General features: G+C 70.2%; 14 protein-coding genes. 4 read left to right on the forward strand and 10 right to left on the reverse strand.

Annotated features, from left to right (window positions below; translation table 11 throughout):
- The 3 genes from KY572_RS11955 to KY572_RS11965 are packed head-to-tail and all read right to left on the reverse strand — an operon-like array spanning position 1 to position 3010.
- Positions 1–1635: a chemotaxis protein CheA gene (locus tag KY572_RS11955; RefSeq protein ID WP_224242701.1), complete on the reverse strand. Its 1635-nt coding sequence runs from the start codon at positions 1633–1635 to the stop codon at positions 1–3.
- Entirely contained in the window at positions 1632–2594 is a 963-nt protein-coding gene (locus tag KY572_RS11960; RefSeq protein ID WP_224242702.1) for a GAF domain-containing protein, read from the reverse strand. Before KY572_RS11960 ends, KY572_RS11955 begins: the two co-directional genes overlap by 4 nt.
- A 41-nt stretch (positions 2595–2635) precedes the next feature.
- Positions 2636–3010, reverse strand: a complete 375-nt coding sequence (locus tag KY572_RS11965; RefSeq protein WP_224242703.1) for a response regulator — start codon at positions 3008–3010, stop codon at positions 2636–2638.
- A 185-nt stretch (positions 3011–3195) separates the two neighbouring features.
- Between KY572_RS11965 and hutU the strand changes: the two genes are divergently transcribed.
- The 4 genes from hutU to KY572_RS11985 all read left to right on the forward strand — a co-directional run bounded on the left by hutU (position 3196) and on the right by KY572_RS11985 (position 7832).
- A complete protein-coding gene (gene hutU / locus KY572_RS11970) occupies positions 3196–4851 on the forward strand; it encodes a urocanate hydratase (RefSeq protein WP_224242704.1) in 1656 nt (551 codons plus the stop codon).
- Between the two features lie 8 nt (positions 4852–4859).
- Complete coding sequence (locus KY572_RS11975; RefSeq protein ID WP_224242705.1) at positions 4860–5603, forward strand: hypothetical protein; 744 nt, start codon at positions 4860–4862, stop codon at positions 5601–5603.
- Positions 5604–5645: 42 nt separating this feature from the next.
- The gene (gene hutI, locus KY572_RS11980; RefSeq protein WP_224242706.1) at positions 5646–6911 is read left to right on the forward strand and encodes an imidazolonepropionase; all 1266 of its coding nucleotides are present in this window, start codon (positions 5646–5648) and stop codon (positions 6909–6911) included.
- Between the two features lie 96 nt (positions 6912–7007).
- Positions 7008–7832, forward strand: coding sequence for a class II glutamine amidotransferase (locus tag KY572_RS11985; RefSeq protein ID WP_224242707.1), 825 nt, complete (start codon positions 7008–7010; stop codon positions 7830–7832).
- Here KY572_RS11985 and KY572_RS11990 read toward each other — a convergent pair.
- The 7 genes from KY572_RS11990 to folP all read right to left on the reverse strand — a co-directional run bounded on the left by KY572_RS11990 (position 7765) and on the right by folP (position 14262).
- Entirely contained in the window at positions 7765–8226 is a 462-nt protein-coding gene (locus KY572_RS11990; protein WP_224242708.1) for a DUF3969 family protein, read from the reverse strand. The genes KY572_RS11985 and KY572_RS11990 overlap by 68 nt on opposite strands.
- 27 nt (positions 8227–8253) lie before the next feature.
- Entirely contained in the window at positions 8254–8730 is a 477-nt protein-coding gene (gene tsaE / locus KY572_RS11995) for a tRNA (adenosine(37)-N6)-threonylcarbamoyltransferase complex ATPase subunit type 1 TsaE (protein ID WP_224242709.1), read from the reverse strand.
- Positions 8727–10259 carry an NAD(P)H-hydrate dehydratase gene (locus tag KY572_RS12000; protein WP_224242710.1) on the reverse strand — a complete coding sequence of 511 codons (1533 nt, stop codon included), beginning with the start codon at positions 10257–10259 and terminating at the stop codon, positions 8727–8729. The genes tsaE and KY572_RS12000 overlap by 4 nt, the downstream gene beginning before the upstream one ends.
- A complete protein-coding gene (gene acpS, locus KY572_RS12005) occupies positions 10260–10637 on the reverse strand; it encodes a holo-ACP synthase (RefSeq protein WP_224242711.1) in 378 nt (125 codons plus the stop codon). It abuts the gene before it with no gap.
- A 4-nt stretch (positions 10638–10641) separates the two neighbouring features.
- Positions 10642–11367, reverse strand: a complete 726-nt coding sequence (locus tag KY572_RS12010) for a pyridoxine 5'-phosphate synthase (RefSeq protein WP_224242712.1) — start codon at positions 11365–11367, stop codon at positions 10642–10644.
- A 96-nt stretch (positions 11368–11463) separates the two neighbouring features.
- Positions 11464–12855, reverse strand: coding sequence for a phosphoglucosamine mutase (gene glmM / locus KY572_RS12015; protein ID WP_224242713.1), 1392 nt, complete (start codon positions 12853–12855; stop codon positions 11464–11466).
- Positions 12856–13011: 156 nt separating this feature from the next.
- The gene (gene folP, locus KY572_RS12020) at positions 13012–14262 is read right to left on the reverse strand and encodes a dihydropteroate synthase (protein WP_224242714.1); all 1251 of its coding nucleotides are present in this window, start codon (positions 14260–14262) and stop codon (positions 13012–13014) included.
- Between the last annotated feature and the right edge of the window lie 6 nt (positions 14263–14268).

Consider the following 14268-nt stretch of genomic DNA (forward strand, 5'->3'; position numbering starts at 1 on the left):
TCATTGAGCCGCTGGCGCATAAGGGCGAAGGGCTTTCTGGAGAAGCGCCGCCACGTCGAGGATGAGCGCCACCCGTCCCGTGCCGAGGATGGCGGAGCCCGAGACACCAGAGACACGCTGGAAGAGACTGCCGAGCGGCTTGACCACCGTCTGCCCCTGCCCGAGCAGGGTGTCCACGGCCAGCCCCGCCTGCCCCCGGCCATGGCGGATGACGACCACGCTCTCCCGGGCGGGCGGGGGCCCCTCCACCGCGAAGTGCTCGCGCAGGCGCAGGTAGGGCAGCGGCTGGCCGCGCAGGTTCAGCACGCCGGTGCGTCCCGGCCGCTGCTCCTCCTCCGGCAGCTCCACGCACTCGAGCACGCTCGCCAGCGGCAGCACGTACGTCTCCCCGCCCACGCCCACCGAGAAGCCCTCGATGATGGAGAGCATCAGCGGCAGGCGCATGGTGAAGGTGGTGCCCGCCCCCTCGCGCGTCTCGATGGAGAGGGCGCCCCGCAGGCTCTCGACGCGGCTCTTCACCACGTCCATGCCGATGCCACGGCCCGACAGCTCGGTGACGCGCTCGGCGGTGGAGAAGCCCGGGATGAAGATGAACTGGAACAGCTCGGCATCCTCGCGCTCCTCGTTCGGACCCAGCAGCCCCATGGCGCGTGCCCGCTCGCGGATGCGCTCCCGGTCCAGCCCCGCGCCGTCGTCCTCCACCTCCACGACGATGCTGCCCGAGTCGGCGAAGGCCCGCAGCTTCAGCGTCCCCTTGAAGTCCTTGCCGCGCTGCTTCCGCACCGACGGCGGCTCGATGCCATGATCCACCGCGTTGCGGACCAGGTGGGTGAGCGGATCCCGGATGAGCTCGACGATGGTGGTGTCCACCTCCACCTCCTCGCCGCTCAGCTCCAGCCGCACCAGCTTGCCCGTGGCCTCGCACAGGTCACGCAGCGTGCGCGGGAAGGGCTGGAACGCTCGCCCGATGGGCACCATCCGCGCCTTCAGCACCAGCTCCTGCAGATCCAGGTAGAGGCGGTCCGCCTCGCGGTGCGCCTCGAGCAGCTCCTGGGGCGAGTGGCGATCCGCCTGCTCCAGCAGGGTGGTCAGCCGCCCCCGCGCGATGGCGATCTCCCCGGTGAGGTCCAGCATCCGATCCAGCTTGTCCAGCCCCACCCGGAGCGTGCGCTCGGGCGCGGCGTGGGAGGTGGCCTCCACGGGCTGCTCGGCGGCGGCGGACTCGGGCGCGGGCGAAGCCTCCGAGGAGCAGCCCGCGCTCGCGGCCTCCCTCAAGCGCCGCTGGAGCTCCGACACATCCGGAACCTCGCGCCCCTCGCCGGGCGTGTGGCTGATCAACCCCCGGAGCCCGTCCACGGCCTGGAGCAGCAGGGTCATCACCTGCTGCGTCACCGGGAGGGAGCGGCTGGCGATGCGCGCGAGCAGATCCTCGAGCGTGTGGGCCACGTCGGACGCGGCCGGAAAGCCCATCAGCAGGGAGTTGCCCTTGAGGGTGTGGATGGAGCGCTGGATGCTCTCGATCACCCCGGGCGCGGCGGAGCGCTCGAGCGAGAGGAGGTCCCGCTCCAGGCCGGCGAGCAGCTCGGTCGCCTCCGCTCGGAAAGCCGCGCGGACCGTGTCCAGATCGGTCTTCACCCCTTACCCAACATCTTGATCAGCGCGGTTCCATCATCGGTCCGGAAGCGGAGCTTGCGCCCCGCGCTTCCCCCCAGGTCCTCGGCGAGGATGGGAATGCCCAGCCCCTCGAGCAGCCGCCGGGCCACCTCGGCGTTGCGCTGGCCCAGGCCCGGCTTCGCCCCCGGAGGAGGCGGCCCCGCCATGTGCGCGCCGCCGAACACCTTCGCCCGCAGGTGCTGGCGCTGGCTGCCCAGCCGCTCCAGCTCCTTCAGGAGCATGGGAATGGCGGACTCTCCATGGCGACCGCTGGGCTGCTGGCCCTCGAGCACCGAGGGCAGCAGGAAGTGGTTCACTCCGCCCATGCGCAGCTGCTCGTCCCAGAGACACACGGCCACGCACGAGCCCAGGATCGTCGTCACCTCCGTGGGGCGCGCCGCGGCCACCAGGCCCCCGGGCTCGAGGTACACGGTCCGCACGCCCACGAGCTCGCCCGCCAGGGGCGCGGACGCCACCGGCGTGCTTGGGATGATGACGTTCCTGGGCCGCACCGCGAGCGCCGGGACGCCCCGCTCGGAGAGCAGATCCAGCAGCTCGAGATCCTCGTCGTTGAGCCCGCGCTTCTGCGGGAGCATCCGGAAGAGCGCGAGCACCCCGTGCACCTGCCTCCGGGCCACCAGCGGGATGCAGGCGGTCATCCCCAGCTCGTGGGGGCTGGCGCCGATGGAGCTGGTCCGGCCCAGCAGGTACGCCACCCCATGACGGGCGACCTGGCCGACGATCCCCTGCGGCACCATGAGGGCCTGGAAGCGCTCCAGGGAGAGCCCCATCGCCGCGACGGGCAGCAGGCGCCTGCCGTCCTCCTCCACCGCGAAGAGCGCGTACTCCTCGCACCCCAGCAGCTGGGAGATGATCTCCTCGACCACCTCCAGCACTCCGTCCTCACGGGTGCCGTCCAGCCGTTGGAGGGCGGCAGCCATCCTTGGGCGAAGGACAGGGTCGGGTTTGGGGTCGTGCGACATCAGTGTCCCAGGAAGCTCTCGATCTTGGCCCGGAGCTCGTTCCCATCGAAGGGCTTGGTCACATAGTCGCTGCAGCCGCTTTCGTACCCTCGCTCGACGTTGTCGGAGCCGCCGCGGGTGGTCACCAGGATGATGGGCGTGGTGCGCGTGGCCTCCTCGGCTCGCAGGCGCCGGCACACCTCGAAGCCGTCCATGCCGGGCATCACCACGTCCATGAGGATGAGCTCCGGACGCACCAAGAGAGCCGTCTCCACCGCCTCCTGACCGCTGGTGGCGCTGAGCAGCTCATAGGGCCCGTCCTGGAGCAACAGCCGCTCCATCAACAAGACGGTGGGCGAATCGTCAACGAGCAGGATCTTCTTGGGAACGGCCATGACCTCACGTGATCAGGAGTCTACCAGTGGCGGAAAGACGTGTCCGCTTCCGTGCCCCCCGCCTGCCGGGCCCCTCCCAGAGGACAGCTTGACTTGTCCAGGCCGCACGTTCCCCATCGGGAGAGGCGAACTTCGGCTAGTCTGCCCGCCCTCCTGACAGCCATACCCGACCCATGGAGTCCTGCATGTCCCGAGTCATCCGCGCCCCCCGAGGCACCACCCGCTCCTGCAAGGGCTGGGTCCAGGAGGCCGCGCTCCGGATGCTGATGAACAACCTGGATCCCGACGTGGCCGAGCGCCCCGAGGATCTCGTCGTCTACGGCGGCACCGGCAAGGCCGCGAGAGACTGGCCCTCTTTCGATCGGATCGTCGCCAGCCTGAAGGAGCTCTCGGATGAGGAGACCCTGCTGGTGCAGTCCGGCAAGCCGGTGGGCATCCTCCGGACCCACCCGGATGCCCCCCGGGTGCTGCTGGCCAATTCCAACCTGGTAGGTCGCTGGGCCACGTGGGAGCACTTCCGCGAGCTGGAGCAGAAGGGCCTGATGATGTACGGCCAGATGACGGCCGGCTCGTGGATCTACATCGGCACGCAAGGCATCCTCCAGGGCACCTACGAGACCTTCGCGCAGGCGGGTCGGACACACTTTGGCTCCGCGGACCTGTCTGGCCGGCTGGTGCTCTCGGGCGGCCTGGGAGGCATGGGAGGGGCCCAGCCGCTGGCCGCCACCATGAACAACGCGGTGTTCCTCGGGGTAGAGATTGACCCGCACCGAGCCCAGCGCCGAGTGGAGACGCGCTACCTGGATGTCGTGGCGAAGGACCTGGACGAGGCCCTGGCGCTGGTGAAGGAGGCCCAGAAGAAGCGCGAGGGCCGCTCGATCGGCGTCATTGGCAACGCGGCCACGGTGTTCCGCGAGCTGTACCGGCGCGGCATCAAGCCGGACCTGGTGACGGACCAGACGAGCGCGCACGATCCGCTCAACGGCTACATCCCCGCGGACCTGTCGCTGGAGGCGGCCGCGGAGCTGCGCCAGCGCGATCCGGAGGGCTACGTGCGCCGCGCGCGGGAGACGATGGCCATCCACGTGCAGGCGATGCTGGACTTCCAGAGCGCGGGCAGCCACGTGTTCGACTACGGCAACAACCTGCGCGGGCAGGCCCAGCTGGGCGGCCAGGAGAACGCCTTCGAGTTCCCGGGCTTCGTGCCGGCGTACATCCGCCCCATGTTCTGCGAGGGGCTGGGGCCCTTCCGCTGGGTGGCGCTCTCCGGGGACGCGGAGGACATCCGCCGCACGGACCAGGCGGTGCTGGAGCTGTTCCCGGAGAAGGAGTCGCTGCGGCGGTGGATCACCATGGCGCAGCAGCGCGTGGCCTTCCAGGGCCTGCCGGCGCGCATCTGCTGGCTGGGCTATGGCGAGCGCGCCAAGGCGGGGCTGGCCTTCAACGAGCTGGTGCGCAAGGGCGTGGTGAAGGCGCCCATCGTCATCGGCCGCGATCACCTGGACTGCGGCTCGGTGGCGTCGCCCAACCGCGAGACGGAGGCGATGAAGGACGGCTCGGACGCGGTGGCGGACTGGCCCATCCTCAACGCGCTGGTGAACGCGGTGAACGGCGCCTCGTGGGTGTCCTTCCACCATGGCGGGGGCGTGGGCATGGGCTACTCGCTGCACTCCGGCCAGGTCATCGTCGCGGACGGCACTCCGGAGGCGGCCCGGCGCATCGAGCGCGTGCTCACGTCGGACCCCGGCATGGGCGTGCTGCGGCACGTGGACGCTGGCTATCCGGAGGCCGTCGAGGTGGCCCACCAGCGCGGGGTGAAGATCCCCGGCGTCACCGTGTGAGGCGCTTCGTGAAGACGCTCCTGCCGAGACACGGTGGCCGGGCCCTGGTGCTCATGGCTCTGGCCTGGCTGGTGGGCTGCGCGCCGTCGACCATGAGCCCCATGGTGATACGGATGGGGCCGGGCCACCCGGAGAACTCGCTCCTTCATGGCGGGCTGCGGACGGGGCCCCGCCTGTCGGCTCCACTCGCCGCGCGCACCAGCTTCAATCCGAGTGAGCAGAACTTCGCGGGCGATCGCGAGAGCTTCTCGACGCGGCAGTGGTCGATGGCCTACGACCTGGCGATCACCAGACCCCTCGGCGAGAAGCTCGCGATGCACATCGGTGTGCAGGGCGAGTTCTATTACCCGGTCCCGCTGCCGGGCTACGGCATCTACGGGGGTCTCTCGAGCTGGTATGGCACGCCGACCATCGGGGTAGCACCTGCGGTCGTGGTGCGCGGCGCGACGGACTTCGGCATCGAGTCGCGCGGAGGGCCTGGGACCATCCTCGGGACCGAGGCGTCCGCCTCCTTCTACTTCAATCCCGAGAAGCGGGTGTCGGTGGGCCTGGTCCCCTTCCTCGGAGTCCACCAGGTCTTCTCTCGAACCGACGCGCGCTCCACCTCGCTCTATTACGGGGGAGCGATGGTGATGCAGTTTCCCCTGGGCGGGAAGGACAGCATCGAGCTGTCCGGTGGCTTCGGTCGGGTGAAGGCGAGTGGCGAGGCGGGCTGGAACGCGCCCATCCTCGGCGCTCGCTGGGCGCGCTGAGCGTCTCGGGCCACCCGCCCGCCCATCATCAGGAGCGAGAACATGGAGCCGCTGGAGCTGCTCATCCGCAACACCTCCGAGGTGCTCACCGTGGAGGGCACCCACCGGGAGCCCGCGGAGCAGGCGCTCACGCCCCGGCCTCGCGCGTGCGTGGGCGTGCGCGCGGGGCGCGTGGCCTGGGTGGGAGAAGAGTCCGCGCTGCCCGCTGGCGCCGTCGGGCCGAACACCGAGGTGCTGGACGCCGAGGGGCGGATGGTGGGCCCCGGCTTCGTGGATCCGCACACGCACCTGGTCTTCGCGGGCGAGCGCTCCACCGAGTTCGATCTGCGCTGCCAGGGCGCCACCTATCTGCAGATTGCCCAGGCGGGCGGCGGCATCGTCAGCACCGTGCGCGCCACCCGGGCCGCGAGCGAGGAGGAGCTGATCCGCCTCGCCCTGCCCCGCCTCCGGCGCCTGCTGGAGTACGGCGTGACGACGGCAGAGGTGAAGAGCGGCTATGGGCTGGACGTGGACAGCGAGCTGAAGATGCTGCGCGTGGTGCGCCGGCTCTCGAGCCTCACGCCGGTGGAGCTGGTGCCCACGCTGCTGTGCGCCCACGCCGTGCCCGAGGAGTTCAAGGGCCGCCGCGAGGCGTACGTGGACCTCTGCGAGCGGGAGATCCTCCCCGCCGTGGCGCGAGAGGGCCTGGCGCGCTTCTGCGACATCTTCGTCGAGCAGAGCGCCTTCACCCCGGACGAGGCTCGCCGGCTGCTCACCGCCGCGAAGGCGCTGGGAATGCAGCCCCGGCTGCACGGAGATCAGCTCACCTCGGGCGGAGGCGCGGAGCTGGCCGCCGAGCTGGGCGCCGCCACCGTGGACCACCTGGAGCACGTGAGCGATGCCGGCATCCACGCGATGGCCGCCGCGGATGTCTCCGCCGTGCTCGTACCCACCTCCACCCTCTTCCTGCGCATGCGCCCCTACGCCCCTGGCCGGAAGTTGCGTGACGCGGGCGTCAACATTGCTTTGGGCACAAACATCAATCCTGGCTCGGCGATGACAGAGAATCTTCCCCTGGCCATGGGGCTTGCCTGCCTGGAGAACGGGCTGACAGCGGCGGAGGTGTACTGGGCAACCACCCGAGGCGCCGCTCTGGCTCTGGGTCTACCCTCTCACGGGCGTCTGGCTTTGGGCGACGTTGCCGACATCGTTATTTTTTCGTGCACAAACTATCGGCACCTGCCCTACCACCTCGGAGTGAACCACTCGCGCACGGTGTTGAAAGGCGGGCGTGTTGTCATTCGTGACGGCGTGTCACACTGTGAATAACAGGAGGGGCCCCGACTTCTTGACAGTGAGCATGGCTCCGAGAGACACAGAATGTGCCGTCGGGGCCGGCTGTCATTATTCCGTCGACCGAACGCTATGTGCCGTCTCTTTGGATTCCGCTCTGCTGTTCCCGCTGCTGTCCATCCGGCGCTGGTGACCGAGAAGAACTCGCTCGTCATCCAGTCACGCGAGCACAAGGATGGATGGGGAATCGCGGCCTATGGAGTCGAGCAGCGCCCCACGGTGGCGCACGGCGTCGGTCCGGCGCACAGTGATCCCGACTTCCACCGCGTGAGCAGTCTGGTGTCGTCACATACGGTGGTGGCGCACGTGCGACAGGCCTCGGTGGGCGGAGTGGAGCTGCGCAACTCGCACCCGTTCCTGTTCGGCCCGTGGTCCTTCGTGCACAACGGGACGCTGCGCAACTTCGATCGCCACCGCAAGGCGGTCGAGTCGCTCGTCCGCTCGGATCTGGCCGCGAACATCCGCGGCACGACGGACTCCGAGCGCTGCTTTCACCTCTTCCTCACGCGGATGGCCACGCGCAGCTCGCTGGAGGGCGCGGTGCGGCTGGAGGATGTGGCGGCCTCGCTGGCCGAGACGATGGAGCTGGTGGCCAACATCACGGATGAGCCCGGCCAGGATCGCTCGGCGATGAACTTCCTCGTCACCAACGGCGAGGTGATGGTGGCCACGCGCCGCAACCGGACGCTGTTCGTGTCGGACGGGCGCCGCTCGACGTCGTGCACCGCGGCCCCGCTCCAGCACGGCACGCGGCTGGGTCAGCTCCTCATCGCGAGCGAGGTGCTGTGCGGCAACCAGACCGCGTGGAACGAGGTCTCCGAGGACGAGGTCATCGGCGTCGACGGCCGCCTCGTGCTGCACCGCTGGCGGCTCTCGGAGTTCGCCCTCTCCCGCTGACGGCGCCTCGCCTCGGTGAGGAGCGCAGCCACGAGCTCCCGAGCTGAGCCTCGGATGGAGCCAGCTCCCCGAGCACGTTGAGGGCGTTCTCACGGATGTCGCGGAACGCGCTCTTCAGGCCATGAGGCGCCAGCTGCTCCACGTCCTCGAGCTCCGAGCCCGCGTGCAGGGCCTCCACGAGCCTGCGATCCACGCCTCCATGCGCCTTCCCGGACGGGCTTGCGAAGCGGAGGAACACGGGGACGAAGAAGTGATCGCACGCATCGCTCGGGGTCATCTTCCCCGCCTCGACGGCCTCCGCGAGCCCCAAGGCGATGGTGGCCAGGAGCTTCTCCACCTCCTCCTTCCCTTGCGCCCTCAGCTCGAGCTTCACCGCTCTGGATGACCTCTTCATGGGCCTCTCCCAGGTCGCCTGTACGCCTCAAGCCAGCCACGCGGAGAGCAGCTCCGCGGGCCTTCGCCCGAATGCCTCGGCATGCAGCTCGCGCGCGTCCTCGGCCACGGGCCTGAGGGTGAGGCGCAGATACTCGCGTGGCGCTGCCTCGGGGACCTTGTCCAGCCACTCCACCAGCACGGCGCCGTCGCCACCGAGCAGATCGAGGAAGCCGGTGGCGTACAGCTCGTCATAGTCGGCGATGCGGTAGAGGTCCGCGTGGTACAGCGGGATGCGGCCCCGGTACGGGTAGACGATGGCGAAGGTGGGGCTGGCCACCTCCGAGCGCGGCACCTGGGCGCCCTCGGCCACGCCGCGCACCAGGTGCGTCTTGCCCGCGCCCAGATCGCCGATGAGTCCGACGAAGTCTCCCGGCTGGAGCAGCTGGCCCAGCCGCACGCCGAGCCGATGCGTCTCCTCGGGAGACTCCGAGCGCACGGTCCGAGTCAGCGTGGGAGTGCTCATCGATCCCACCGCACCCAGACATCGCAGAGCCCCTTGATGATGTCTCCCGCGATGAGCCCCACCTTCCCGCGTCGCTTCGCCGCGAGATCTCCGGCCAGGCCGTGGGTGTAGACGGCGGCCCAGATGGCCTGGGGGACTCGGAGCCCCTGCCCGAGGAACGCGCCACAGATGCCGGAGAGCACATCTCCCGAGCCTCCCGTGGCCATGCCCGGGTTGCCCGTGGGGTTGACGAAGATCTCCCCGTCCGGGCCCGCGATGAGCGTCCTTGCTCCCTTGAGCACCACCGTCACCTGGTGCTCCGTGGCGAGCTGCCGAGCCAGCTCCAACCGGTGGGCCTGGACCTCCTTCGTGGAGCGCCGGGTGAGCCGGGCCATCTCTCCCGGATGAGGGGTGAGCACGAGCGGTCCCTTCGCCTTGCGCAGGACGCTCAGGTCCTCCGCCACGGCGTTGAGCGCATCCGCATCGAGCACCGCGGGGATCTCCACCCGCGAGAGCAGCTCGCCGATGAGGCGCCCCGTCTCGGGCCCCCGAGGGATGCCGGGCCCCATGACGAGCGCGTCCTTCCCCTCGGCGGCGGCCACCAGCGGCTCCAAATCCGCGAGGCCCAGCGGCCCGGCGCCCTCCAGGGGAACACCCATGATCTCGGGAGCGTGGGCGAGCACGGCGTCCACGAGCTCCCCGCGCGTCGCCACGGAGACGAGCCCCGCGCCGGACCGCAGCGCCGCTCGAGCCACGAGCGCCGCGGCTCCTGACTTCCCGCGACTCCCCGCCACGACCACGACGTGGCCGTAGGTCCCCTTGTGGGTGTCCGCACGGCGAGCCGGGAGCGCCTCCCGAGCGTCGGCCTCCTCCACGAGCCGCAGCACCGGCCCCGTGAGCCCCTGGGCCGCCGCGGCGCTCAGGCCGATGTCCACGCGCACGAGCTCACCGCAGAGGGATGCGCCCGGCTCCAGGATCTGCCCTCGCTTGAGCAGGCCGAAGGACACCGTGACATCCGCCTCCACGCAGGGCGTGAAGGCCTCCCCCGTGTCGCTCTGCAACCCCGAGGGCACATCCGCGGCAACCACCTTCGCCCCGGCCTGGCGCCACTGGCCAATCCGTCCGATGGCCTCGGCGAAGGCTCCTTCGGGCGCACGGCTGAGCCCGGTGCCAAAGATGGCATCCACGACCACGTCCCCAGCGCCGACCTCCGGGAGAGCCTCCAGCGCCTGCGGAGAGACGCCATAGGCCTCGAGCGCCTGCAGGTTGCGCCGGGCCTCGGACGTCATCTTCCCCCGATCCCCCACCATCGCCACGGCCACCCGAGCGCCGCCCTCCTCGAGGAACCGCGCCGCCACCAGCCCATCACCCCCGTTGTTCCCCGGCCCGCAGACGACGAGGAAGCGCCCGCCCTCCCCCGCCACGCTCCGCGCCACCTTCGCCAGCTCGCGACCCGCGTTCTCCATGAGCAGCGCCGAGGGCATCCCGAAGCGGGTCTCGGCGGCCTGCTCGGCCTCGCGCATCTGCGCGGCGGTCAGGACGCTCTGCATTCAGGGCCGCTCCTGCAGGATGACGGTGGCCGCGGCCACCCCTGCGTCATGGGTCATCGTCAGCAGGGCGTCCACGCGCCGCTGCTCCATCACCTCGCGAGCCACGCCGGAGAGCGCGAAGCGCGGCATCCCCGTGCCCCGCACCACCTCCATGTCCCTCCAGCGGATGCCCGGCGGCGCCCCCAGCGCCTTCACCAGCGCCTCCTTGGCGGCGAAGCGCGCGGCGTAGGCACTGGCGGCATCGGCCCGCTCGCCGCACAGGGCCCGCTCGGCGTCCGTGTACACGCGCTCCAGGAACTTCTGCGCGCGCGGGCCCTGGAGGATGCGCTGGATGCGCTCCACCGAGCAGATGTCCATCCCCAGGCCGACGATCGCCATCGCCCTACTCCGCGTTGCGCATCAGCTCCAGCATCTCACGTACCGCCCGCTCGAAGCCCACCAGCACCGCCCGGCCCACGATGGCGTGCCCGATGTTCAACTCATCGATCTCCCGGATGCGGGCGATCGGCTGCACGTTGTCGTAGTTGAGCCCGTGACCCGCGGCCACGCTCATGCCCAGCTTCGCGGCGGCCTTCGCCGCGTCCACGATGCGGCTCAGCTCCCGCCCGCGCTCGCGCTCGTTGCGCGCCTCGCAGTAGCGCCCGGTGTGGATCTCGATCCGGTCCGCGTCCACCTTGTGCGCCGCGCGGATCTGATCCAGGTCCGGATCGATGAACAGCGAGACGGTGATCTCCCCGTCCTTCAGGTTCTTGATGATCTTCGCCACGTGCTCGCGCTGGCCGGCGATGTCCAGCCCGCCCTCGGTGGTGAGCTCCTCGCGCCGCTCGGGCACCAGCGTCACCACGTCCGGCTTGTACTCGTAGGCGATCTTCACCATCTCCGCGGTGGCGGCCATCTCCAGGTTCAGCAGCGTCTGGCACGTCTCCCGGAGGATGCGCAGGTCGCGATCCTGGATGTGGCGCCTGTCCTCGCGCAGGTGGATGGTGATCTGCTGCGCTCCAGCCAGCTCGGCCAGGGCCGCCGCCGTCACCGGATCCGGGTACGTGGTGCGCCGCGCCTGCCGCAGCGTCGCCACGTGGTCCACGTTCACACCCAATCGCTGTCCCATGGGCCGCTCCTCACGCGCGGAGGACCCGGGGCCTGTCGGCCCCCATCCGCGCCGGTCCCTCTATTGGGGGCCGGCGCTCGGATGTCAACAACACACTCAGTTCAGGGCCTTGGAGAGCGCCTCGGCGATCTCCCGGGCGTACGCCTCGTTGCGCGCGCCGTCCTCGCCCTCGATGAGGATGCGGACCTTGGGCTCGGTGCCCGAGAAGCGCACCAGCACGCGGCCCGCGTTGCCCAGCCGCTGCTCCACGCTCTGGATGACCTTCATCACCTCGGGCAGCTCGCCCAGCTCGCGCTTCTCCTTCACCACCACGTTCAGCAGCGTCTGCGGCACAGGCTCGAAGATGGAGGCCAGCTCGCTCAGCGGCTTGCCCTCGCGGCACATCACCGCCAGCAGCTGCAGCGCCGCCAGCGTGCCGTCTCCCGTGGTGGACTGATCCAGGAAGATGAGGTGGCCGCTCTGCTCGCCACCCAGGTTGTAGCCGTGCTTGCGCATCTCCTCGACGACGTACCGGTCTCCCACGCGGGTGCGAGCCACCTTCACGCCCCAGCGCGACACCGCGCGCTCCAGGCCGATGTTGCTCATCACCGTGGCCACCAGCGTCTTCTTCTTCAGCTGCTCGCGCGCCACCAGGTTGCCGGTGCAGATGGCCATGATGGCGTCGCCATCCACCACCTTGCCCTTCTCATCCACGACGATGAGCCGGTCCGCGTCGCCGTCCAGCGCCAGGCCCAGGTGCGCCCCGTGCGCCACCACCGCGCGGGCCAGGCCCTCCGGGTGCAGCGCGCCGCACTTCTCGTTGATGTTCGTGCCGTCCGGAGACACACCCACCGAGATGACCTTGGCGCCCAGCTCCTCCAGCACCGCGGGCGCCGTCTTGTAGGCCGCGCCGTTGGCGCAGTCGACGACGATGGTCATCCCCTCCAGCGTCAGCTCGCGCGGGAAGGTGGCCTTGAGGAAGACGATGTAGCGGCCGCGGGCGTCATCCAGCCGGAACGCCCGGCCGATGTTGTCCGCCGTGGGCCGGATGGTGTCCATGGCGCCCGAGGACAGCAGCTCCTCGAGCTTCGCCTCCGTCTCGTCCGGCAGCTTGAAGCCGTCACGCCAGAAGAACTTGATGCCGTTGTCCTGGTACGGGTTGTGCGAGGCGGAGATCACCGCGCCCGCGTCCGCGCGCATGGACGTGGTGAGGTTGGAGATGCCCGGCGTGGGCAGCGGCCCGGTGAGCCACACGTCCACGCCCATGGAGGTGATGCCCGCGGCCAGCGCCTGCTCCAGCATGTAGCCGGACAGTCGCGTGTCCTTGCCGATGATCACGCGGTGCCGGTGCGGCCCGTTGCGAATGAGGTACGCGAGCGCTCGTCCGAGCTGCATCGCCACCTCGGCCGTCATCGGATGGACGTTCGCCACGCCGCGCACGCCATCCGTGCCAAACAGTCGCTGCGAAGCCCGCTCGTCCTTGGAGGACATGTTCATCTTGTAAGCCATGTGTGACGCCTCTCACCTTTTCCCGCGCCGGAGCACCTCCGGCATCCCCTGCCCGAGTGGCTTATACCGCCCCCCGATACGGGCTCGAAGCTAGGAAGCCAATGCGCACCAGGCAACCGCCCAACTGTCCCGTATTCCAAGGGATCACCTCTACCTTCAGAGAACCACCCGGCTCCTTCCGTACAGGGCCCCACCGTCGGTGGCCCCTCGGATGGCCTCCGTCACTGCCAGCGCATCGCGGGCTTCTGCCACGTCGTGCACGCGCACAAAATCCGCGCCTCCCAGCGCAGCCACCGTTGCCACCGAGCCGAGCGTGGCGGCAAGACGCTCGCTCGCTGGCTTGCCCCCGGTGAGCGCGCCCAGGAAGCCCTTGCGGCTGGTACCCACCAGCACCGGCAGCCCCAACACCCGTAGATCACGCAGCCTCCGCAACAGGAAGAGGTTGTGCCCCAGGGTCTTGCCAAAGCCGATCCCTGGATCCACGAGGATGGACTCTCGGGCGATACCAGCGGCCACCGCACGCGCCACCCCCTCCTCGAGGAAGGTGAGGACTTCATCCAGTATGTCCTCGTAGTGAGGCGCCTGCTGCATGGACTGAGGTATGCCCTGGATGTGCATGAGGCAACAGGCCGCCCCAGCCTCGGCGACGACGCGCGGCAGCTCCGCGTCGAAGTGGAAGCCGCTGATGTCGTTGATGAGCACCACCCCCGCCTTCAGCACCTCGCGCGCGACGGCCGCCTTGGTGGTGTCCACCGAGAGCGGCACCGGCGTGCGCGCCCGCAGCCCCTCGAGGACGGGGAGCACCCGGGCCAGCTCCTCCTCGGCGGAGACAGGCTGGGAGCCCGGCCGGGTGGACTCGCCGCCCACGTCCAGCACGTCCGCGCCCGCCTCCGCCAGCCGTAGCCCGTGCGCGATGGCCGCCTCCGCCGACGGGTACCGCCCTCCGTCGGAGAAGCTGTCCGGCGTCACGTTCACCACGCCCATCACATGGGTGCGCGCACCGAAGATGAAGGTGGTGCCACCGAGCGTGAGCGGCGCCGGCGCGGCCACCGAGCCCAGCCCCCGGCTCAGCGCCCCCGCCAGCTCGGCGAGCCGTGGATCGGCCCTCGCCGCGGCGATCAGCCGCTCGAACTGCTCGCGCCGGCCCGTGAGCAGGCCGCTGCCGGGGCGGGTGCGGAGATCTCCCGAGACATAGCCGGGGAACTCCTCTCGCCCGGGCGCGGCGGAGGCCTCGAAGAGGCCCTTGAGGAAGCGGCCCTCCACCTTCGTCAGCCCGGTGAGCAGCAGCTGGTACTGGGGCAGCTTCTCCAGCAGGTACTCGCGGGCGGGCGTGGGCAGCCCCATCCGTTGGAAGGCGAGCTCGAGCGCCTCCGGGTGCTCGGCAACCAGGGGGTGGGCACGGATCATCGCGCG

The sequence above is a fragment of the Hyalangium gracile genome (genome assembly GCF_020103725.1).
In the GTDB taxonomy this organism is placed as follows: Bacteria; Myxococcota; Myxococcia; order Myxococcales; family Myxococcaceae; genus Hyalangium; species Hyalangium gracile.

Coding starts and splice junctions, on each gene's coding strand:
- KY572_RS11960 (WP_224242702.1), bottom strand. CDS start 2,594: ATGGCTGCCGCCCTCCAACGGCTGGACGGCACCCGTGAGGACGGAGTG.
- KY572_RS11965 (WP_224242703.1), bottom strand. CDS start 3,010: ATGGCCGTTCCCAAGAAGATCCTGCTCGTTGACGATTCGCCCACCGTC.
- hutU (WP_224242704.1), top strand. CDS start 3,196: ATGTCCCGAGTCATCCGCGCCCCCCGAGGCACCACCCGCTCCTGCAAG.
- hutI (WP_224242706.1), top strand. CDS start 5,646: ATGGAGCCGCTGGAGCTGCTCATCCGCAACACCTCCGAGGTGCTCACC.
- KY572_RS11985 (WP_224242707.1), top strand. CDS start 7,008: ATGTGCCGTCTCTTTGGATTCCGCTCTGCTGTTCCCGCTGCTGTCCAT.
- KY572_RS11990 (WP_224242708.1), bottom strand. CDS start 8,226: ATGAAGAGGTCATCCAGAGCGGTGAAGCTCGAGCTGAGGGCGCAAGGG.
- tsaE (WP_224242709.1), bottom strand. CDS start 8,730: ATGAGCACTCCCACGCTGACTCGGACCGTGCGCTCGGAGTCTCCCGAG.
- KY572_RS12000 (WP_224242710.1), bottom strand. CDS start 10,259: ATGCAGAGCGTCCTGACCGCCGCGCAGATGCGCGAGGCCGAGCAGGCC.
- acpS (WP_224242711.1), bottom strand. CDS start 10,637: ATGGCGATCGTCGGCCTGGGGATGGACATCTGCTCGGTGGAGCGCATC.
- KY572_RS12010 (WP_224242712.1), bottom strand. CDS start 11,367: ATGGGACAGCGATTGGGTGTGAACGTGGACCACGTGGCGACGCTGCGG.
- glmM (WP_224242713.1), bottom strand. CDS start 12,855: ATGGCTTACAAGATGAACATGTCCTCCAAGGACGAGCGGGCTTCGCAG.
- folP (WP_224242714.1), bottom strand. CDS start 14,262: ATGATCCGTGCCCACCCCCTGGTTGCCGAGCACCCGGAGGCGCTCGAG.